This is a genomic window from Caballeronia sordidicola, assembly GCF_001544455.2.
Taxonomy (GTDB): Bacteria; Pseudomonadota; Gammaproteobacteria; order Burkholderiales; family Burkholderiaceae; genus Caballeronia; species Caballeronia sordidicola.
Window position 1 is genome coordinate 48,377 of the sequence record NZ_FCOC02000010.1, and the last position, 20,169, is coordinate 68,545.

At 60.8% G+C, this 20,169-nt stretch carries 18 protein-coding genes; 10 read left to right on the plus strand and 8 right to left on the minus strand.

Features of this window, described 5'->3' with window-relative positions; all coding sequences use genetic code 11:
* Positions 1 to 84: 84 nt before the first annotated feature.
* The gene (locus AWB64_RS16995; protein ID WP_167353923.1) at positions 85 to 2,046 is read left to right on the plus strand and encodes a hypothetical protein; all 1,962 of its coding nucleotides are present in this window, start codon (positions 85 to 87) and stop codon (positions 2,044 to 2,046) included.
* A 34-nt stretch (positions 2,047 to 2,080) separates the two neighbouring features.
* Here AWB64_RS16995 and AWB64_RS17000 read toward each other — a convergent pair whose 3' ends face one another.
* From AWB64_RS17000 to AWB64_RS17015, 4 genes are all read right to left on the minus strand, one after another.
* On the minus strand, positions 2,081 to 3,148 hold the full coding sequence (locus tag AWB64_RS17000) for a hypothetical protein (RefSeq protein WP_060856609.1): 1,068 nt from the start codon (positions 3,146 to 3,148) through the stop codon (positions 2,081 to 2,083).
* Positions 3,149 to 3,267: 119 nt separating this feature from the next.
* Positions 3,268 to 3,552: a DUF4148 domain-containing protein gene (locus tag AWB64_RS17005; RefSeq protein ID WP_060856610.1), complete on the minus strand. Its 285-nt coding sequence runs from the start codon at positions 3,550 to 3,552 to the stop codon at positions 3,268 to 3,270.
* A 47-nt stretch (positions 3,553 to 3,599) separates the two neighbouring features.
* Positions 3,600 to 3,902 (minus strand): DUF4148 domain-containing protein, encoded by a 303-nt coding sequence (locus tag AWB64_RS17010; protein ID WP_060856611.1) that lies wholly within the window; start codon positions 3,900 to 3,902, stop codon positions 3,600 to 3,602.
* 51 nt (positions 3,903 to 3,953) lie between these two features.
* The gene (locus AWB64_RS17015; RefSeq protein ID WP_060856612.1) at positions 3,954 to 4,637 is read right to left on the minus strand and encodes a DJ-1/PfpI family protein; all 684 of its coding nucleotides are present in this window, start codon (positions 4,635 to 4,637) and stop codon (positions 3,954 to 3,956) included.
* A gap of 115 nt (positions 4,638 to 4,752) precedes the next feature.
* On the opposite strand from AWB64_RS17015, the gene AWB64_RS17020 reads away from it, so the two are divergent.
* The 4 genes from AWB64_RS17020 to AWB64_RS17035 all read left to right on the plus strand — a co-directional run bounded on the left by AWB64_RS17020 (position 4,753) and on the right by AWB64_RS17035 (position 11,299).
* Positions 4,753 to 5,751 (plus strand): GlxA family transcriptional regulator, encoded by a 999-nt coding sequence (locus tag AWB64_RS17020; RefSeq protein ID WP_060856613.1) that lies wholly within the window; start codon positions 4,753 to 4,755, stop codon positions 5,749 to 5,751.
* 119 nt (positions 5,752 to 5,870) lie between these two features.
* A complete protein-coding gene (locus tag AWB64_RS17025) occupies positions 5,871 to 7,109 on the plus strand; it encodes an MFS transporter (protein WP_082850519.1) in 1,239 nt (412 codons plus the stop codon).
* A 271-nt stretch (positions 7,110 to 7,380) separates the two neighbouring features.
* Complete coding sequence (locus AWB64_RS17030) at positions 7,381 to 10,302, plus strand: sensor domain-containing phosphodiesterase (RefSeq protein WP_060856614.1); 2,922 nt, start codon at positions 7,381 to 7,383, stop codon at positions 10,300 to 10,302.
* Positions 10,303 to 10,480: 178 nt separating this feature from the next.
* Positions 10,481 to 11,299, plus strand: a complete 819-nt coding sequence (locus AWB64_RS17035; protein WP_060856744.1) for an aldo/keto reductase — start codon at positions 10,481 to 10,483, stop codon at positions 11,297 to 11,299.
* 34 nt (positions 11,300 to 11,333) lie between these two features.
* Here AWB64_RS17035 and AWB64_RS17040 read toward each other — a convergent pair whose 3' ends face one another.
* Together AWB64_RS17040 and AWB64_RS17050 are read right to left on the minus strand one after the other, a co-directional pair.
* Positions 11,334 to 11,771: a hypothetical protein gene (locus tag AWB64_RS17040; protein WP_060856615.1), complete on the minus strand. Its 438-nt coding sequence runs from the start codon at positions 11,769 to 11,771 to the stop codon at positions 11,334 to 11,336.
* 393 nt (positions 11,772 to 12,164) lie between these two features.
* Positions 12,165 to 13,271, minus strand: coding sequence for a catalase family protein (locus tag AWB64_RS17050; RefSeq protein ID WP_060856617.1), 1,107 nt, complete (start codon positions 13,269 to 13,271; stop codon positions 12,165 to 12,167).
* A gap of 252 nt (positions 13,272 to 13,523) precedes the next feature.
* Here AWB64_RS17050 and AWB64_RS17055 point away from each other — a divergent pair, with 252 nt between their 5' ends.
* The 3 genes from AWB64_RS17055 to AWB64_RS31600 all read left to right on the plus strand — a co-directional run bounded on the left by AWB64_RS17055 (position 13,524) and on the right by AWB64_RS31600 (position 16,294).
* Complete coding sequence (locus AWB64_RS17055; RefSeq protein WP_157766645.1) at positions 13,524 to 13,826, plus strand: hypothetical protein; 303 nt, start codon at positions 13,524 to 13,526, stop codon at positions 13,824 to 13,826.
* Positions 13,827 to 13,887: 61 nt separating this feature from the next.
* A complete protein-coding gene (locus AWB64_RS17060; protein WP_060856619.1) occupies positions 13,888 to 15,993 on the plus strand; it encodes a phosphocholine-specific phospholipase C in 2,106 nt (701 codons plus the stop codon).
* A 55-nt stretch (positions 15,994 to 16,048) separates the two neighbouring features.
* Positions 16,049 to 16,294 (plus strand): hypothetical protein, encoded by a 246-nt coding sequence (locus tag AWB64_RS31600; protein ID WP_157766646.1) that lies wholly within the window; start codon positions 16,049 to 16,051, stop codon positions 16,292 to 16,294.
* An 84-nt stretch (positions 16,295 to 16,378) separates the two neighbouring features.
* Here AWB64_RS31600 and AWB64_RS17065 read toward each other — a convergent pair whose 3' ends face one another.
* The gene (locus tag AWB64_RS17065) at positions 16,379 to 18,046 is read right to left on the minus strand and encodes a hypothetical protein (protein ID WP_099050558.1); all 1,668 of its coding nucleotides are present in this window, start codon (positions 18,044 to 18,046) and stop codon (positions 16,379 to 16,381) included.
* Between AWB64_RS17065 and AWB64_RS32295 the strand changes: the two genes are divergently transcribed.
* Positions 18,006 to 18,443, plus strand: a complete 438-nt coding sequence (locus AWB64_RS32295) for a hypothetical protein (protein ID WP_157766647.1) — start codon at positions 18,006 to 18,008, stop codon at positions 18,441 to 18,443. The two genes, AWB64_RS17065 and AWB64_RS32295, sit on opposite strands and share 41 nt — an antisense overlap.
* Positions 18,444 to 18,771: 328 nt before the next feature.
* Here the strand turns inward: AWB64_RS32295 and AWB64_RS17070 are convergent, their stop codons facing one another.
* Entirely contained in the window at positions 18,772 to 19,035 is a 264-nt protein-coding gene (locus tag AWB64_RS17070; RefSeq protein ID WP_157766648.1) for a hypothetical protein, read from the minus strand.
* Positions 19,036 to 19,316: 281 nt separating this feature from the next.
* On the opposite strand from AWB64_RS17070, the gene AWB64_RS17075 reads away from it, so the two are divergent.
* Complete coding sequence (locus AWB64_RS17075; RefSeq protein WP_060856622.1) at positions 19,317 to 20,168, plus strand: PA4780 family RIO1-like protein kinase; 852 nt, start codon at positions 19,317 to 19,319, stop codon at positions 20,166 to 20,168.
* The last annotated feature ends 1 nt before the right edge of the window (position 20,169 follow it).

The following is a 20,169-nucleotide window of genomic DNA, read 5'->3' on the forward strand; positions in this document are numbered from 1 at the left end:
TAATTGCACTATTCTTATATGAACAATCCGGCTCGCCTGATCGTGACGTGGGCCGGCACAAACATCTGCCCAGAGGGCTTCGGCATGAGCCTGTTATCTTTTCGCGCGCCCGTCCTGTATGCAGCGTGTCATCGCTGCGGCAATGCGCTGACTCACGGCGAAGATGAATGCCCGCATTGCGGCACGAACCAGTCGCGCGCCCTGCGCACGCTGGGTACGCCCAGCTCGGTCGACTATGGGGCAAACGTGGTGCTGATGCCCGGCCGCATGCTTGTGCCCTATCCGAGCGTGCCCGACGAGCTCGATACCAAGATGAACATCGCGCGTGAAAGAAAGCGCGTGTTGAAGCGCGTGGCGTTCTATCTGGCAAGCGGCGGAATGCTTGCGCTCGCGCTAGGACTGGCTCACGCACCGGCGCTAAGGTCGCCTGCCGTGCAGCGGCTGGCCGCGCTGCCGGAGCCCGCGGCGCGCAAGGCTGTGATTGTTCCTGTTGTTACCGAGAATCACGCGGACGTCGGCGTGCCCGCCAGCGCAACGGTGTTCGCCGCCGCGAGTTCGACGGGCACGCAGCAGCCACTGCCCGCGCCCGCGCCTGCGCCGCAAGCGATTGCCGCCGAGAAGCCGGCGCCGGTCAAGCCTGCCATCCCCACTACTATGGTTTCGACCGAGGCCACGACGCATGCAGTGAAGACAACGCCGAATCAGTCAAGCCAGCCTGTTGCGCCGGTTATCGCGAAGCAGGCGGTTCCTGAGAAACCTGTGGCCACAACGCCGCCCATTGCGACAGCAGCAAAATCCATTGCACCGTCGGCGGTTGCGGACACAACAACAGCCAAGACCGCAGACGCAAGTCCGCCCATATACGAAACAGCCGCCAGGTATTCACTGGCTACGCTCGCAACAGTGGAAGCGCATGCGCGTGCGTTCAATGACACGGTCGCGGACAACTACAACATGTTGCTGGCGTTGGTTGCATCGACGATCCATCCGGATCCGGCTTCCGATACCACGCTCGCAAGCAAGCCAGATATTGCGACACCGCCAGACACTACACGTCCGCCAGGCAAACCGGCTGACGTTGCAATAGCTGCTGCTCCCGCGCCGCAAATCGCATCGACGAAAACCGTGGCGGCGCCCGTTGTCAACGTGCCGGACATCCCCTCACCCAAGGCCGCCGCCACGATCCCGGCCGTGCTCGCCCCGAGCCCGACCGCTACCGCGGACGTTCCCATTGCGAGCCACGCGCCGCAGCCCTCCGCGCTGACTGAAAACGGTTTGCCGCGCATGTCGATGACCCCCATCTCACCGGCGATGACCGCCGAGCGGCCGCCAGCGGGCAGCCCCGGCGAGACGCTCTACATTGCGCGGCTGGCGCTGCTCACGAACGACCTGAGCGCCGCGCGCAAGAACCTCGCGGAGGTTCCATCGACACTTTCGGACGACGTTGAAGCGAAACGCATTCGTGACGAGCTGGCCCAGCGAGAAAGCGCGCGCGACGCCGCCATGCAGCGTGCCCGGGCCTGCGACGCCGCGTCTTCCTGGCGCTGCGCGCGCCGTTATGCGAAGGAAGCAATTGCAATCGATACAAGCTATCCGGATTCGCGCGTCCTGCTCAAGCGAGTGAATTTCAAGGCGGCGCAAGCGAAGAAAGCCGCCGACGCAGCCGCGCTGGTGGCGGCGAACAATGCCGCGCATCCGCCCGTGCATACCGCGCCGATCCGCGAGGCGGTCGCCATGCCGGCTGTCCCGCGCGGCACAATACCGAGTGCAAACCTGCAGAGCACATACACGGCAGCGGCAGCGCCATCGGCTTCGTCGTCATCGGCCGGCAACAGCGCACCGCATCTGTTCGCCGCGCCCGCCGTGCGCGCCCCGCACGAAGCGCATGTCATCCATGACGCGCGTGAAATGCGGCCTGTTGTCGAGACACGCGAGCCGGTTATCGTGCCGCCGCCCGCGAAGACACCGGAGCCGGATACGTCCGAGTCACGCGTGTTCGGCGGCGGCGTGCCGATCCGCCCACCAGGCCGGGGAGAAGCGCACTGAGCATCGGCATCGATCCGGACGTACGCGACGTACGCTAGCTCGCCGGTATCGTGACGATCGGCGTCTTGGCGTCCTGATTGGATTCGGCCAGCGCCATCAGCATCTGCACCACGGTGAACGCGTACTTCGAATCGAAATCCCTCCGGTCGATCCAGTATTGCGAAGGTCCGTACTGGATATCGATGTACGCATCCTCGGGCGGCTTCTGCCCGACATGGACAATGATCGTGGGACGCGTCTCCACCCCGATCAAGCCAATGGTCGGCTTCGTCGACCCATGCGCCACCAGTTCTTCCGGCACGTCGACCTGCGCTCCGAGGTCGGTGAGAATGCCGAGCACGGAACGTGTGACCATTGGAATGCGTTCGCCGCGCTGGGCCGATTGCCCATAGACGACCTCATACGTCTTCGTCTTCGGTGACAACTTCAACAGGTTGCGCACCAGCATCAGGTCCTTCGACGTCTCGGCGTTCTCACCGCTCGTAGTCGCGCCCAGCGTGATGTACACGCGGCTCACATGGTCCTCGTCGCGCGTCTCGACGTTAAGCTGACCCGCAAGCTGAAGCCGCCGGAACGCCTGGATCAGTTCGAAGAAACCCACGCTGCCGTTCGCGTTAGGACCGCCCATCGCGTTCGCGTTCTGCAAGCCGCCAATGGATTGCGCGGTGATCCGCAACAGCAAGTCGATGGGAATCGCGCTTTCGGCCAGCGGCAGCACGAGCGCCGGCGCAAGCGGACGGATATAAGCCGTTGCAAAGGCTTGTCCGGTTGTCGGCGTGAAGGTGAAGGTCGGATGGTTCGAGTAGGAAACGCTGCCTGTTGCAGCGGCGAAGTTCTGCGTGGTGTCGCCAGCGCTGAACGTGGAACCTGCGGTGGCATCGAACGTGTAGGCGGCGATGATCTGGCTGACGCTCAGGAACGCCGGCGAGTCGGCGAAGCGGATGCCTACGAGCGCCGCGAGTATCTCGCGCTTTTTCGCTTCGCCCAACGCTCTTGCGTAATCGACCTGATCGGCCTTGAGCCGTTTGGGACCGATGGCGGAACAACCACCGGCAGTAATGCAGACACACAACATGGCGGAAAGGAGCGCTTTTCGTCTCATTCAGCTTGGGGCCCTGGTCAATGCGGGCAGCACCGTGCCGCCCGGCGAACCGGTGGGCGGCCGCAAATTCTGTTCCCCGACGCCGGTTTCCTCTGCACAATCCGGATGAATCCGCCCTGCTATTGCGGCGTCGATGGCGTCGTCGCGTTGTTCGGGCTGGCCGAACCTGTCGCCCCGGAGCCGTACGTAGCCTTCTCTGCACGCTGGATATCGTTTGGATAATTCGATTCATTGGCCGCCGGCTTGTAGCCGTGCGCTTCGAGATTCTTCAGGTCCGCTTTCTCCGAGGCACGCGTCGGCGGCGAGTTATTCGGCTGCGCGGTTTGCGCCTGCGCGGATGACGCAAATGCAATTGTCATCGTCACGACTACAAAACCGGTACGTGCGGAATGAAATTTCGACATGGCGGCCTCTCGACTTTGAACACGACAGCGCACTACGCTTGTGCGCGCTATTGCCCCGATTGACCATGCTCCGCATTCACCTTGCTCTGAGCTTTCTGAATGTCCTGCGGATAATCGTTGCGATCCGCACTCGGGTTGTAGCCGTTCTTCTCCAGTTCGCCCAGCTCCGCGGAATTCTTCGCGCGTGCGGCTTTTCTGTCGGCCTTACGCTGGGCTTTCTGCGCTTGCTTTGACATCGGTTGCGCAGCCGATGCCGCGTCCGCACTTTGAGCGAAGGAATCAGGCGTTGCGCCCACGATTATTCCAAGCGACGCCAGCAAGGTGATCGATGCAATCCGGGCTCGTGACATGACACACCTCTCCTTTAGGAAACACGCCGCCGTGTGCTGGCTGGGCACACGCTATGAATCCAGTCGTGCGGCCGCACGCCTGACAAGCTCGGTGCGAATTGCGCGGCCTTTCTCGCCGCGCTTCCACACCAGGTCCACAACAGCCTTAGGCGCTGTATCGGGCGTGCCTGAATTGAAGGGCGGCGCGGGCGCATATTCCAGTTGAAGCTGGATGGCCTGGGCTTCCGTCTCGCCAATCAAGCCGGTCAATAGCGTCAGCGCAAAATCGATGCCCGCCGTCACGCCGCCTCCGGTCATCAAGTTACCGTCCTGAACGACACGCTCTTTGACCGGAATTGCCCCGAACTGCTCCAGCAAGTGATGAAACGCCCAATGCGTGGTTGCGCGGCGTCCGTGCAGCAAACCGGCCGCGCCAAGGACAAGCGCGCCCGTGCAGACGGACGTCATGAAGCGCACGCCAGCCGCTTGCTGCTTGATGAAATCGAGTGCGGCAGCGTCTTCCATCAATTCATTGACGCCCAAGCCGCCCGGCACGCACAACACGTCGAGCTGCGGGCAATCGCTGTAAATAATCGTCGGCGTCAACAACAGGCCGCTGCTCGACTTCACGGGATCGAGCGTCCCGGCAATCAGGTGGACCGTTGCGCCTGGAACGGACGCGAAGACATCGTGAGGACCGGTCAGATCGAGTTGCTGCACGTTGGGGAAAACAAGAAAGCCGATATGCAATGCCATGGGATAAACCTCGTGAAGAGTGAACGCGCGAACTGGACGCACTGACGATACCCCGCTACCCTTTGGCGTGATTACCAATTAACCCTCGTTTTACGCCACTTTCCAGGCCGCCAACATGAAAAAGACGCCACGCGGTATCGATATTTACGCGTTTCCCGACGTCCAGCTACTTGATGTTGCCGGTCCCTTGCAGGTCTTTGCGTCGGCCAATGAACTCTCGCTCGCTGCGGGAAGCCGCGCGCCATACGTGCCGCGCGTCATTGCAGCCGTTTCCGGCGAGATCCGGAGCACGGCGGGACTCGGCCTCGTTGCGCATCCATTGCCGCTGGCGAGTGAGACAGCCGATACGTTGATCATCGCGGGCGGCCGCGGTGTCCATGCAGCGTCGAGGGAAACCGCGCAGGTGGCGTGGATCAGGGAGCGGGCGCAGCGCTGCCGCAGGGTGGCGTCGGTATGCACGGGCGCGTTCCTGCTCGCTGCGGCCGGTCTGCTCGATAAACGCCGCGCCGTCACACACTGGGCGCACTGCGAGCAGCTCGGCGAGCGCTATCCGGCGGTCAATGTGGACCCTGCCCCCATCTTCATTCGCGACGGCACGGTATGGACGTCGGCGGGGGTGACGGCAGGTATCGACCTCGCGCTCGCGCTGGTCGAGGACGATCTCGGCCGCGCGCTCGCGCTGGAAGTCGCCCGCGAACTCGTGGTTTTTCTCAAGCGCCCAGGCGGCCAGGCACAGTTCAGCGCGACGTTATCGCTGCAAAAAGCGGGAGACCGTTTTGGCGAACTGCACGCGTGGATCGCGGAAAACATGGCGTCGGACCTGTCCGTCGCGACGCTCGCCGAGCGCGCTGGCATGAGCGAACGCAGTTTCGTGCGGCACTATCGGGCGCAAACCGGCGTCACGCCCGCGCGCGCTATCGAACAACTGCGGCTCGAAGCGGCGCGGCGTCTTCTCGGCGATACCGCGTTTCCGATCAAACGTGTGGCGGCGCGCTGTGGATTTGGATCGGAGGAAACCATGCGACGCGGTTTTTTGCGCTCGACCGGCGTCACGCCGCAAGCATATCGTGAACGATTTTCCGCCAACGGAGGCGAGCCGGACGTGCAGCCATAAATAGTGGCAGTGCAGCAATGCAAATTTGCCCCGAATTTCGAGTTGTTGCGCCATGCGAAGGATTTGATATTTCGAGATAATGCTGCATTGCATCGTCTCAAACCCACATTCTCCGCTCAATGTCCATTATCGATATCCCCGACAATTCCGCAGGAAGCCCGCTCGACCGTGTCATCGCGCCTTTTGGAGCCGGTCCGGCGGAGGTCGCGCTAGCGGTCGGCGGACTGGCGATCGGCACGGGCGAATTCGCTTCCATGACCATCCTGCCGATCATCGCGCACGGACTCGATACGTCGCTGCCCACCATGGGCCACATCATCAGCGCCTATGCGCTCGGTGTCGTGATCGGCGCGCCGCTCATCACCATTTTCTTCGCCAAGATTCCGCGCCGCGCGATGCTGATCGGCCTGATGCTGATGTTCGCATTCGGCAACTTGCTGAGCGCGCTTGCGCCCAATTACACGCTGCTGCTGATCGCGCGTTTTATTTCAGGCGTGCCGCACGGCGCGTATTTCGGCGTGGCCGCGCTGACAGCGGCGTCGCTGGTGCCGCCCGACCGGCGCGCGCGGGCGGTCGGGCGCGTGATGCTGGGACTGACCATCGCGAATATTTTCGGCGTGCCGCTTGCAACCTGGCTTGGTCAATGGCTCGGCTGGCGCGCGGATTTCCTGCTGGTCGGCACGCTCGGTATCCTTACGATGATCGGCGTGCGCGTCTTTCTTCCACCCATCCACGCCGGGGGCGCAACGCCCCGGCGCGAACTCGGCGTATTCCGCCGCGCGCAGGTCTGGTTGACGCTTTCGGTCATCGCGGTCGGTTTCGGCGGCTTGTTCGCGGTCTATACGTACATCACGCCGACGCTCTTGAACGTGACCCACGTCGCGCCGTGGCGCGTGCCGCTGCTGCTCGGCGCGCTTGGGGTCGGCATGACGGCGGGCAGCCTGATAGGAGGCGTACTCGCCGACAAATCCCGGCTGTGGACCATTTTCGGCATGCTGATCTGGAACGCGGCGGCGCTGGCGGCATTCGCGTATTCATCGGCAAACGAATGGACCGCCACGCTCAATCTCTTCGCAATGGGGCTCGGCATTGCCGTGGTCCCGGCCGTGCAGACTCGCCTGATGGACGTGGCCGGCGATGCGCAAACCGTAGCAGCCGCGCTCAATCACTCAGCCTTCAACATTGCGAACGCGCTGGGCGCGTGGGCTGGCGGCGTGGTCGTGGCGCTCGGTTTCGGCCTTGAGGCAACTGGCTGGACAGGCGCGCTTCTCGCGTGCGGCGGAATCGTGTTGCTGGGGGTTTCGGTTGGGGTCGAACGGCGCGCTATGGCGCCGCGTCCGCGCACGGCAAGCGCGTAAGCCGAAATAAGCGCCGAATAAATCAGGGCGGTATTCAACTCCTTTCGCACGTCGCATAATGCGGTGTTTTTTGCTGGCCGGACAATCGGCCCGCTATGATGCCCTACGGCGCTCCTAAAGCCGGAAGCCGCATTGCCGTTATTACAATCAGGCCTGGCACTATTCGAGGTTGCTGCCAAAGCACCCGCCGCGCCCGCCACGCCGATTTGTATACGCCGACGTCGAACAAAAAGTGAGTGAGGAGCCGCAACGCCGTCGGCTCGGAGCGCTGATGAACGTCTATACCGTGAAGCCGGCCACGCCTGTGGCGGATGCAAGCCGCGACGACACCGCCGCGGGTTTTGCGCGCCCCGCCGCCAATGCGCCGAGGCGCGTGAATACGGATACGTGCATCGATTCGTTATTGCGCAATGCCGCCACGCTCATCGACACAACCTGTTGGGCGTGGTATCAGCCCGGCACCGGCATGCATCTCGCGGCCCAGGGTTCTCTTGACGATGGCTGGCCAGCCATCCTTCCCGCCGACGACTTCCACGCCTTTTGCACGACACACCGTCTGTGCCTGTGGCCAACCGGGAGCGGCGAAAACATCCTCGGCTGGCTGCTCGCGCCGACGGCGCATGCCGCAAACCGCACGCTCGCCGACTTTGCGCGCAGTCTTGGCGAAGCGCTCCAGACAGACGCACTGGCGCGCGCGCAGAACACGCAGCGCGTGCTCTACGAGATCGCTTATCTCGCGAGTTCGGTTCGCGACCGCTCAGAATTCCTGCTCGGCGTGCATCGGCAGCTTGCCACGCTGATCGATGCCGAGAATTTCTATCTCGCGCTCTACAACCCGTCGAACAACGAGATTACGTATCCGTATTACGTCGATGTCATCGACACTTGCGCGCTCGACCCCGCCGCCTATGACACGCTCGATTCGTCGTGCCTGTCGCTCACCGGCCAGGTCCTGACCACGGGCCAGCCGCTGCTGATCGACGCGGCGGGCATTGCCGCGGCCGAGCACGAAGGCCGCTTCTATTGCGTGGGCGACCGGCCCGAGTTCTGGATGGGCGCGCCGCTCAAGAACGCATCCGACGAAGTGTTCGGCATGATCGCGATGCAGGTCTACGACGTGGCGCGCATCTTTAGCGTGGAAGACCGCGCGCTCTTCCTGGTGGTCGCGCGTCATGTGGCAATGGCGCTCGACCGCATCCTGCATCGGGCGGATCTTGAAGAAACCGTGTCGCGCCGGACCGCTGAGCTGTCCGAGGTGAATCGCGCCCTGCGCCTTGAAATAGCGGAACGAAAGCGCGCTGAGCACTTGCAAGGCGCGCTGTTCCAGATCGCCGAACTGTCGAGTCGGCATGGCGACATGCTGGAATTTTTCCGCAGCCTTCACGGCATTGTCGGCGAGTTGCTGTATGCGCGGAATTTCTTTGTCGCGCTTGTGGACAACGCGACGCAGAGCGTGTCGTTCCCCTATTACGTCGACGAACTGCTGAACGATTATCCGGCTCCGCGGCGTGGCCGGCGCGGCCTCACCGAGTACGTGATCCGCAAGCGCCGGCCCTGCCTGATCGATCTCGCCGAGGCAACGCGGCTGGTGGAAACGGGCGAGATGGAAAGCTCGGGCGAGAGCATCAAGCTGCGCTCGTGGCTCGGCATTCCGCTTTTCGACGGAGACGAAGTACGCGGCGTGCTCGCGGTGCAAAGCTATTCGTCGCAAGTGCGATATTCGCAGCGCGATCAGGAACTGCTGACTTTCGTATCGCGCCATATCGATACCGCGCTGTCACGCCGCAGCGCCGCCGAAGCGCTGCACGTGGCCAATCTGGAACTCGAACAGCGCGTGCAGAACCGCACGCGCGAACTCGACGAAGCCAACGCGCGCCTGCAGCACGAGAACTCGCACGACGCGCTGACGGGCCTGCCTAACCGCAGCCACATGCTGCAGCGGCTGCAGGAAGCGTGGCGCGATCATCATGCCGACGGGGAACAACTGGCGGTGATGTTTATCGACCTGGACCGTTTCAAGGTTGTGAACGACAGCCTTGGCCATCATTTCGGCGACATGCTGCTGGTGCAGGCCGCGAGCCGGCTGAGAAGCTGCCTGCGCGACACCGACCTGCTCGCGCGCCTGGGCGGCGACGAGTTCGCCGTGCTCTCTCCGGGCGCTTCGCTCGACACCGCGGTCGATATTGCCGAGAGCATTCTCGCCGCGTTCGACCTGCCGTTTCATATTGATGACCACGTGGTGTTTTCATCGTGCAGCATTGGCATCGTGAGTCCGGACGAGCAGTTTCATAAAGAGCCGGCCGATCTTCTGCGCGACGCCGATACCGCGATGTATCGCGTGAAAAATGGCGGACGCGACAGCTTCGTGGTCTTCAACCATGAGCTTCGGCGCGAGGTATCGGATCAGGTCGAGCGCGAAGGGGCGCTGCGCAATGCGCTCAAGCGCGACGACGAACTCGTGCCGTATTTCCAGCCCATTGTCAGCGCGAGGTCAGGTCAGCTCGTTGCGCTCGAAGCATTGATCCGATGGCGTCAGCCCGATGGCAGCGTGATTGCGCCGGGCGAATTCCTGCCGGCCGTGGAAGGCCTGCGCCTGATCGGGCGGCTCGATCTGTACATGCTGACACGGGTCGCGATCATCCTCGCGCAGCCCGGGCACGCGGACTGGCCGCCGGTCCATGTGAACTGCTCGAGCTACAGCATGACCCGCGCGGAATTCGCCGACGACGTCCTCGCGCTGCTTGCGCGCCATGGCGTGGCGCCCTCGCGCATCTGCCTGGAACTCACGGAAGGCGCGCTCGTCGCCGAGCCCGATCTCGCGAGACGATCAATGCAGCGTCTCGCCGATCACGGCATGTCGGTCGTGCTCGATGACTTCGGCGCGGGATTTTCGTCGCTGAGTTACGTGCATCAATATCGCTTCAGCGGCCTGAAGATAGACCGCTCGTTTATCTTCGAGCTGACCACGAGTCCACGCAGCCGCGCGATCGTCCGGGCCATCGTGAGGATGGCGGAGTCGCTGGACCTCACCGTGGTGGCCGAAGGCGTGGAAGACGCCGCGACGCTCGCCGTGCTGCGCGAAATGGGTGCGGCGCAGGCGCAGGGTTATTACTTCTCGCCGCCCATCCCGCTCGAAGCGCTCCTTCTCAGCAAGCTCGCGCCCCGGCTGCAGATGCTGGCGCAAGATCCCTGAGCCAACGCTGCCGGCTTGCGCCAGTTCGCCTATGCTGTGAACTGAACCGGCAAAACGCGAGGTATCTCTCATGCGCCCCCCTTTCGCCGACGCGCGGCGTCGACGGCTGCTGCTGCTCGCCGCGAGCGGCACGTTGCTTCCCTTCGCTCTTCCGCCTGCCTTCGCACAGGCGACTGCCATGAACAAGCGCGCGATTCCATCGACCGGAGAAATGCTGCCCGTGGTCGGCTGCGGCACCTGGCGCACCTTCGACGTAGGCAGCGATCCCGCCGCACAGGCGCGGCTCGCCGAAGTGCTGCAAATACTCTTCGACAATGGCGGCTCGGTCATCGATTCGTCGCCCATGTATGGATCTTCAGAAGCCGTCGCGGGGTCGGTGTTGACGCGCATCGGCGGACACAAGCGCGCGTTCGTGGCAACCAAGGTCTGGACCGAAGGGCGCGATGCCGGCATTGCGCAAATGGAGACGTCGCTGCGTCTTTGGCAGCAGCCGCGCATAGACCTGATGCAGATTCACAACCTGCTCGACTGGCGCACGCAACTCTCCACCCTGCGCGACTGGAAAGCGCGCGGACTGATCCGTTATATCGGCGTGACGCACTATACGTCGAGCGCATTCAGCGAAGTGGAAGCGGTCATGCGCTCCGAGAAAATCGATTTCGTGCAGATCAACTACGCCGCCGATGACCGCGCAGCCGAAGACACCTTGCTGCCTCTGGCTAAAGAACGGGGCATTGCTGTGATCGTGAACCAGCCGTTTGGCGGCGGCGGCCTGCTTGGGCGGCTGAAGGGAAAACCCGTGCCCGATTGGAGCCGGGAAATCGGCTGTGCAACATGGGCGCAACTTCTGCTCAAGTACGTGCTCGCGCATCCGGCGGTGACATGCGTGATTCCCGGAACCGGGCGGCCCGACTATATGCGCGATAACGTGCGCGCCGGATTCGGTAGGTATCCCGATGAATCCACGAGGAAGCTCATTGTAGAAAGCGTAGCCTGATGTGCAGCACGCCGGCAACGTTCCAGCCTCGGAGTTACCCCATTTGCGCCGGACGGCACATTTCGTCGACGGCTTCGCACGCATCCAATACCACTTGAGCGAGTTCCACGAGTTCGGTTTCAGCCGTCGATGTAGCGTCGGCAAGCGATACGACTGCGGCGTCGAGTTCCGCGGCGGTGCCAGCCTCGTTTGAAAAATAAGTCAAAGGCAAGCTCGCCAGGGCTTCGGCGTTCGCCGACGCTTCGTCAGTCAGCGCGCACAAACGCACGAGGTTCTCGCATAAGAGCTCGAGAGCTTGAGTCGCGCATGCATGCAAAGCGGCGTCACCTGCGGGATCGTCCGCCGTGGCGTCGAGCACGGCCCGCGACCTCTCCACTTCACGTGCAAGCGCATAACTCCGGTCGCGCGCCGCGCCAAGGCGTTGCGCGTAGTCGGCAAGCAGCGAGACCTGCTGCGCCATATTCGTTGCCATCATCTTCTCATGCCCTCTCTGCTCGCCCGGCAGACGCGCCGTGCCAGACACGTGCCTGTGCGGCCGAGCCATTGCATTGTTTTATGGTAAGTGGCGCCTGAACGCTCCACCAACAACGCCTTTACGGCATGTAAGGGATAAGCTTTAACGAATTCTTCATATATTCGTGCGCAAACAAACGCAGCCCGGGCGCAAACGTTTGATGCTTGGTCGCGGTCGTTCAAGGCATTCGGCATGCGTCATGATTTGCCATTCCCGATCCGCGGAGAACGCCGTGAAACTATCGCCTGCGATTGCGTTTTCCGGATTCGACGCGTGCTTGCCGTAACCGATTTCTTTGGCAACCGGAACAGTTTCTGCCAACGCGCCGTCCGGACAGTCTTTCCTTATCGATTATTCCGGCAAGCGGTCGAGCGAGCTTGGCTCATGCATTGGACAGCCATTGAATTTACCGCGAAAATCCGACGACATTTCATAAGCGGGCTTGCGCGAGCGCTGCACGCCGCCTATTGGCCGATGCGCGCTCAGGCCATGCCATGGGCTGAAGGCGAGACCGTCGTCGACTGCGGCGGACCGGGCGTCGGTCCACGCGGGTTGCGGCGCCACGCGAATGCGTGCTACTGGCACGAAGGGACTCTCTTCTTCTGACCATTGCTTCGATGCATCCTCGACCGGCATCTTCCCGATGTCGGTTGCAAGTTGCACACGCACCTCCCACTCGCCGCCTGTCGTGGCAAAGAATGTGTTGACCGCTTCACGCAAGCCATTGGGTTTGTCGTCGAGATCGACGGGTGCATCTTTTAGCGCCACGAGTTCCGGCGATACCGGAACAACCGCGATCTTTCCATAGTAAGAGCCGTACAGAAGCGGCACCACGGTCGTGTAAGTCTCGCCGAGCAGGTTCGTTTTCGGATGGCCGCCCAGGCTCTTCAAGGTGCCGCTCTCACCACCCAAAGCTTCGACTGCAGCCTCTGTTCCGCGCAATACCGCCGATAACGCCTGCTTCACGCCGGGCGCTTTGTCGGTTGTCTTCGCCAGCGCCTTGAGCGTGGTGAGAAACGCCTTTGGCGTTGCGGCCGTGAAAGCGAACGCGTTTTGCATGACGAAGTCCTGAGTCGATTGGCCTTCTGCGCCAGGCAATCGCTCTCCTTCCACGCCGATGATTTTTATTGCAAGGCCGCGCGGTGTCGAGACTTTGTCATCGAGGATATCGCCGGGGTTGGTCGAGAAGCGCATCACTACAGGAAAGGTGCCCGCCTTGGCGAACGCGCCTTGTGCGAGTTCAGGTGGCAGCCCTTCCGGCACCGTCAGTTCGCCTTGCAACAAGCCATGACTCTTCGCATGAACGCTGCGCACTGCATGACCATAATCGGCAGATGTGGTTTCGATGATGCCGCGCAATGTCTTGACCAACTCTTCGGTTGTTTCGCCTTCATCAGCGGGGATCTGCTCGAAAGTGGAATCGAACAGGATAGGACGGACAGCGAGGGGCGTCGACATGGTGGGGCTCCGATGAATTTATTGAACGTGCACCGGCCAATCAATGCAATCACTGTTCCCGAATTTCGCTTGGGCCGGCGCATACGAAAACCCATCTTTTGTCCAACACATTTATTACTGAATTATTACGTCGGGGAAGTTATTTCCTTTATTTAATAATTCCTACACGTGTAATTTCTATCCTCTCTTCCAGTTCATTTCGTGTCATGCGCCAGCGCATGACAACGTTTGCCTATGGTCCAGAGGACGCTCGTGTTTAACAGACCCGTTACTACCGGCCGGATGCTTGGCGCGCTGTTTGTTTGCACGATGCTTGCCGCCTGCGGCGATCACGATTCGCCGTCTTCATCCGCGCAGTCCGCCGCTGCCGTATCTCCTTCACAGCAAACCGAGACACCCGCGCCCGCTTCAGCGGGTTCGTCGGATATCCAGAACTGGGCATTGCAGCAGACACAGCCATCCGCGGCTGTCTCGATCATTGCCCCGCCCAAAGAATCACCCGCTTCGCCTGCGTCCGACCCCCTGCTGCCTCCCGTGATTCACGAGGCGGAGTGATATCGAAGTACGACCCGCAACCTCGCTCACAACACTCTCCTCTCCACGACTGATCAAGACCATGACCTTAAAAAGCCGACGTGACTTCCTCAGGGCTGCCGTACAGGCAGCCGGTTCCGCCACAGCAATGGGCGTCGTGCCCGCAGGCATACGCAACGCACTCGCCATTCCCGCAAACAATGTCCACGGCAGCATCCAGGACGTCGAGCACATCGTCGTGCTGATGCAGGAAAATCGCTCGTTCGATCATTACTTCGGCACGCTGCAAGGCGTGCGCGGTTTCGGTGATACGCGTGCCGTGAAGTTGCCCAATGGCAAGCCTGTCTTCAATCAACCACTGGCCGCGGGTCTTGGCGAAGTGCTGCCGTTCCGTCCCAGCGCGCCGGATCTCGGCAACCAGTTCATCCAGGACTTGCCCCATGACTGGACCTCGGGCAAGGGCGCTTATCACGATGGCCGCTACGACCAGTGGGTGCCGTACAAAGGCACGACCACCATGGCGTATCTGACGCGTGAAGACATTCCGTTTCACTATCAGCTAGCCGATGCTTTCACGATCTGCGACGCGTACCATTGCTCGATCAACTCATCGACAGACCCGAACCGGTATTACATGTGGACCGGCTGGATTGGCAACGACGGCAACGGCGGCGGACCCGTGGTCGACAACGCAGAGCTTGGCTACGGCTGGTCTTCCTATCCGGAAGTGCTGGAGAAAGCGAACATCTCCTGGAAGATCTATCAGGATGCAGGCACGGGACTCGATGCAAATGGCTCGTGGGGCTGGACCAACGATCCGTACATTGGCAACTATGGCGACAACGCGCTGCTTTACCTGAACCAGTATCGCAACGCGCAGCCAGGCAGCGCCCTGTATCAGAAGGCACGCACCGGCACGAACGCGCAAGCCGGCGACGGTTATTTCGACATCCTCAAGCGCGACGTGCAGAACAACGCGTTGCCGCAAGTCTCGTGGATCGTGGCGCCTGAAGCGTTTTCGGAACATCCGAACTGGCCGGCAAACTACGGCGCGTGGTATGTCGATCAGGTACTGCAGATCCTTACGTCGAATCCGGAGGTTTGGAGCAAGACGGTGTTGCTCATCAACTATGACGAGAACGATGGCTTCTTCGATCACGTCGTGCCGCCGTTCCCGCCAACATCTGCCGCTAATGGCAAGTCCACGGTCAGTATCGTCAACGAAATCTTCCCGGGTAGTTCGACATATCAGAGCGGCGCGTATGGGCTCGGAACCCGGGTGCCGATGCTCGTGGTCTCGCCCTGGTCGAAAGGCGGTTTCGTGTGTTCGGAAGTTTTCGATCACACCTCGGTGATTCAGTTCATCGAAAAGCGTTTTGGCTCGCGCCCGAACGTACTCGAATCGAATATCACGCCGTGGCGCCGGGCAATCTGCGGCGACCTGACGTCGGCGTTCAATTTCAAGAACCCGAACGCAGCCGTTCCGTCGCTCCCTGATACCAGTTCTTACGCTCCTGTTCAGAAGGTTCGTCATCCCGACTATGTTCCGGTTCCGCCCGCCGTTCAGGCCGTGCCGAAACAGGAACCCGGCGTGCGGCAAGCACGTGCGCTGCCCTATGAACTGTTCGTTCATGCGCACGCAGGCACCACGAATGGCGTCACGTTCGATTTCATCAATACCGGTAGCGTTGGTGCGACGTTTCTGGTCTTTACCGCCAACAGCGCGGTCGCTCCAAGTTGCTATACGGTCGAAGCTGGAAAGCGGCTGCGCGACGATTTGCCGTTGGGACTTTCAAATGCCTACGATTATGTGATTCACGGGCCTAATGGTTTTCTGCGGCGTTTTGCCGGGAAGGCCGTCGAGCAGCATTGGTGGAGCGACAATCAGGCAATCGCCGAAGTCGTGGAAGGTTACGATGTTGCTAATGGCAATCTTCAGTTGCGGTTGAAGAATCTTGGGACCGGGCGGTGTAATTTCATCATCAAAAGCGCTTACGAAACCGGAGCGACCATCAAGCAGCCCATTCGCGGTGGTGGGACCGAGACGGTGTATCTCGACTTGCGTGAATCGTTTGGATGGTATGACGTCACTATTACCATCGATACCGATAGCTCGTTTCATCGGCGTTTTGCCGGGCATGTGGAGACCGGGAAGAGCAGCATGACCGATCCTGCGCTGGGCAGCTAGGGCTTTTTTTTCGGGGACGTTGCCAAGAGGTTGTGGCGTCGCCCGAAGGATTTTTTTGGGCAGCAGCTCTGCGTTTATGCCGGGTTGCTGCTTTTTTGGTTTTCGCGCATTTCTTGCTATTGTTTTATTGAGCACTATTAGCCACTGTCCGTGGCGGGACTTCATTTCTTTTTCCAACGGCGAAAAAGAAACGAACAAAGAAAACGCCTTCCAACCGCTAATTCTTAAGTGGACCAAGCGTGCAGTTTCATCTGCTTGGGACTTCAAAAGAACCGTTGCCGCCATAACCACCAACACCTGAAACCCTTCCCCTCCGAACCCCTACATCCACACGCTTCGCCACCAGCGTTCTCGGGCAAGCTCTCGCGCTCTATCGTTTTTTCCCTCACGTTCCCGTGTAGCCTACGGGGCGGGTCGAGTTTGATTGCGCCACGGCAGCGTTTTTTGACACCACGTATAACGGTGCTTCCGTCAAATTCAGCGACACCACTCCGTTGCTGTAAGCAACACTGGATGCATTGCCCATCCAGTCAAGTGTCTGTACCGTGCCGCTCGTTCCCGGCGCATCTACCGTGAGCACGTAGCCCACACTATAGGTCTGGCTGAAACCCGCACTCGCGCTCCATACCGCATTGTTGTGCGTCCATAACGCCGTCACCACATCGCCCGTCCCCCGCTGTTGGAACGCGTATGCGTAGACGCCCGACGGCGTGCCCGTTACGGGTCCAAGCGTAGTGGTGCCGTCAAGCACACGCGTCATCGCCGCGACCGCCAGCGCCGCTGGCTTCGGGCTCACGTTGCTCGCACCAAATGAGCCCTGCGCATTGGACAAATCGAAGAACGTGCCATATCCCGTCTCGCCCGGATAATCCGCGCCGTAAAACACGTAGGTCTGGTCCGCACCCTCACCCAGCAAAATAATATGAGTCCGCGCCACGATTGCACCCTGCGCAAACAATACATTCGCGCTCGGATAGTCAGTGCCGTACGACGTTCCAAGGTCGTAGCTGATGCCGGTTTCAGTGACATACAACTTCATGCCCGGACGGTAATCCGCCTGCATTTCCTGCCGCAAATTGCGCATCTCGTTCATGAGCGCATTCGCAGCGTTGGCCGGATCAGGGTCGGTCGCAAAACGCTCCGGCGGATGCGACGGCGATGTGCCCGCGTCGTAGTATCCATGCGTGGCTATGCCATCCAGATACCGCGCAAGACCAAGCGGCGCCATGGTCTTCAGACGCTGCGTGGTCAGCGACGGAAAAGCCCCCGTCGGCCCCATCACAACAGCATTGGGATCCGTCGCGTGAAGTCCCGTGTAAGCGAGCCTGTACAGCGCCACGAAATCCGCATTCGATCCCAACCACGTCTGGTCCGGCTCCCACGTGACCTGATAGTAGTTGCCGGTCATCGCCGGAAAATACTTCTCGCGCATTGCTTCGGTTTCCGAACCAACCTGACTCATGTATGCCTGGTAACCCGCCTGATCGGTCGGCAAGTACGAACTGTCATTGAATGCCGCGGTCGGACTGTCCCATCCCGGAATGCCGTCCAGACGCACCAGCCGCATGATCTCGCCCGCGGCATAACCGGTATCGGTGGTCGTGGCCGTGGCGGCAAAACTGTTGGGGCCGTTCGGCTCGGTGCTGGACAACTGCCGGTCGTCGATCGTGGAACTTATCCCCAGCGCGCGAAGCATCGCCGTCCAGCCGTTGAAACCCTGCATGCCGAACCGGTGCTGCTCCTGATGAGCATAGGTGGGCGCGGGCAGGCTCGACGTCACGTCAGGCAATACGCCAAAGGTCGCGAAACCCGTCGGGCGCGTTCCCGATGCCTGAACACTTCCACCCGCCTTCGCCAATGTCGCCGACACAGCGAAATACCCCGCCACGGTCGACGTGCAACTGAGCACCGTCGTACTGCCACCCGATGGCGCCGCAAAACCGCCGCTCGCCACCGTCTTGCCCAGTGCGTCGCTCACGTTCCAGGCAAGCGTATCGGCAGCCGGCGGATTCGTGGAGATCGCAAGCTGGAAGGTCGAACCCGACGCGAACATACGTGTTCCGTCGGCGCTGGATGTATCGGCCGAAATCAATCCACCAACCGACGATGACGCGCTTGTGACGGGCGACGCACACGTCATGCGCAACGGCGCATTCGTCACGGTGGACGAAGAAGCCGCTGCCGGCGTTGCCCCCGTCGTTGCACCCGTCGTTGAGCCAGCCGTTGCGCCCGCAGTACCCGCCGTTCCCGACGCGCTGTCTGAGGTCCCACCTGATGTACCACCCGAGGCTGTCGCGGAGGTGCCGGAAGCAGTCGGCGAGGGGTTGCCACTTGCGGCAGTGGCCGCGCTGCCATTGGCGGCGTCGCCGGAACCGCCTCCGCCACACGCCGCCAAGGTCAGCAAAACTAAACAAATTGAAGAGCTGAATAATGCGGTTTTTTTCATTTGAATGATCGCCTGGTCGTAGCGATGAAACAGCATCGGGCGCAGCAGTGCTGCCAAGTACCCTGGAGGAACTCGGCGAAGAATTTGCATCAGGAGAAATAGACCGGCAGAAATGGGTATCGCGATTAATACACTTACACGATAAATGACCCACACCACACTTCTGCGATCCGAATGGATGTTACATAGACGAAACGTTTTGAACCAGCAAAAAAGACGTAACATGTTGTAACGTCTGACTAATAATCGGTAAAAATTAAATCATCAGAATAATGTTTTATCGACTTTGAGTGGGTGGACAGGGATTGCGATATGGCGATGTTTCCAGCTCATTAATTAATCAGACAAAACAGGATTTTCAGCGTGTCAAAATTGAACCATTTTTTAGCGGTCAAACCGAGCTGGGAGCGCCGTGACCGTGACTTGCGTCCGCACCCATGTTTCCGCGGCTCGAGTTCATTGTTTATTTTCAGAAATTCGCGATCCGCATATATATCGGCGATCAAGTTCCGCGTGAAAAAGGCCATCGCAATTCCTGCGTAGTGTTCGCCCGAATTAACGGAGCGATTTCTTGAAACTTGAGCTTTTCCTTTCATGAAATGCTTCCAACTTCAGCCCACCAGGCATGCCGGCTTATTAATCCTGAAAGGAGCCTTTTTAATACGCAGCGTTGCCCATGCCCCGACCGGCGTCGAAACGGCCATGCTGTTGCGAGGGCCAAGCACGAACGCGGAAATCCCGGCGGGCTGCGACGCCGTCCGTTCTGACCGTGCTTATCCGCGTTGCCTTTATAATCCGCCATGATTCCAATTTCCTGCCTCTCCGCCCGCCGCCCTCTTCGCGATTCCCGCGAAGTCCTTTTCTATGCGGCGGTCTCATGAAAACGCCAAAAAGACTGTTGCCATTGCTGGAAGAAGGGCTTATCGACGAAGTCATCGGCCAGTTGATGAGCGGCAAGGAAGCGACCGTGTACGTAGTGCGAAGCGGCGACTCCACGCGCTGCGCGAAGGTCTACAAGGACGCAAAGCAGCGTAGCTTCCGCCAGGCGGCGTCGTATCGCGAAGGACGCTCGGTGAAGAACAGCCGGCAAGCACGCGCAATGGAAAAAGGCACGCGCTACGGCCGCCAGATGCAGGAGGAAGCGTGGCAGAACGCGGAGGTCGATGCGTTATTCAGGCTCGCCAATGCGGGCGTTCGCGTGCCGCAGCCGTACATCTGCACTGACGGCGTGCTGTTGATGGAACTCGTGGTCGACGCCCAGGGTGACGTTGCGCCGCGTCTGAACGACGTCGATATGAGCCACGACCGCGCGCTCGAATTGCACGACGCGCTGCTGCGTGAAGTCGTGCGCATGCTGTGCGCGGGCATGATCCACGGCGACCTGTCGGAATACAACATCCTGCTTGCGTCCGATGGCCCGGTGATCATCGACCTGCCGCAGGCGGTGGACGCCGCCGGCAACAACGAAGCGGCCGCCATGCTGCAACGCGACGTCGATAACCTCGCGACTTACTTCGGCCAGTTCGCGCCGGAGTTGCTGAAAACAAGCTACGGCAAGGAAATGTGGGCGCTATACGAAGCGGGATTGCTGAGCGTGGATACAAAGCTCACAGGCCACGTCGAATCCGATACTACCCCGGTCGATCTCGAAGCCGTGATGCAGGAAATCGAGGACATCCGGCTGGAAGAAGAAGCACGCATTCGCCGCGAGCAGGAACTCGGCAGCTAGA

Coding starts and splice junctions, on each gene's coding strand:
- AWB64_RS17065 (WP_099050558.1), bottom strand. CDS start 18,046: ATGTTCGCGTCGGGTTCGACCTTCCAGCTTGCGATCTCCACGAATCCG.
- AWB64_RS17070 (WP_157766648.1), bottom strand. CDS start 19,035: ATGAAAGGAAAAGCTCAAGTTTCAAGAAATCGCTCCGTTAATTCGGGC.
- AWB64_RS17050 (WP_060856617.1), bottom strand. CDS start 13,271: ATGTCGACGCCCCTCGCTGTCCGTCCTATCCTGTTCGATTCCACTTTC.
- AWB64_RS17000 (WP_060856609.1), bottom strand. CDS start 3,148: ATGAGACGAAAAGCGCTCCTTTCCGCCATGTTGTGTGTCTGCATTACT.
- AWB64_RS17075 (WP_060856622.1), top strand. CDS start 19,317: ATGAAAACGCCAAAAAGACTGTTGCCATTGCTGGAAGAAGGGCTTATC.
- AWB64_RS17015 (WP_060856612.1), bottom strand. CDS start 4,637: ATGGCATTGCATATCGGCTTTCTTGTTTTCCCCAACGTGCAGCAACTC.
- AWB64_RS17060 (WP_060856619.1), top strand. CDS start 13,888: ATGACCTTAAAAAGCCGACGTGACTTCCTCAGGGCTGCCGTACAGGCA.
- AWB64_RS17040 (WP_060856615.1), bottom strand. CDS start 11,771: ATGGCAACGAATATGGCGCAGCAGGTCTCGCTGCTTGCCGACTACGCG.
- AWB64_RS17005 (WP_060856610.1), bottom strand. CDS start 3,552: ATGTCGAAATTTCATTCCGCACGTACCGGTTTTGTAGTCGTGACGATG.
- AWB64_RS17035 (WP_060856744.1), top strand. CDS start 10,481: ATGAACAAGCGCGCGATTCCATCGACCGGAGAAATGCTGCCCGTGGTC.
- AWB64_RS17025 (WP_082850519.1), top strand. CDS start 5,871: ATGTCCATTATCGATATCCCCGACAATTCCGCAGGAAGCCCGCTCGAC.
- AWB64_RS17020 (WP_060856613.1), top strand. CDS start 4,753: ATGAAAAAGACGCCACGCGGTATCGATATTTACGCGTTTCCCGACGTC.
- AWB64_RS17030 (WP_060856614.1), top strand. CDS start 7,381: ATGAACGTCTATACCGTGAAGCCGGCCACGCCTGTGGCGGATGCAAGC.
- AWB64_RS17010 (WP_060856611.1), bottom strand. CDS start 3,902: ATGTCACGAGCCCGGATTGCATCGATCACCTTGCTGGCGTCGCTTGGA.
- AWB64_RS16995 (WP_167353923.1), top strand. CDS start 85: ATGAGCCTGTTATCTTTTCGCGCGCCCGTCCTGTATGCAGCGTGTCAT.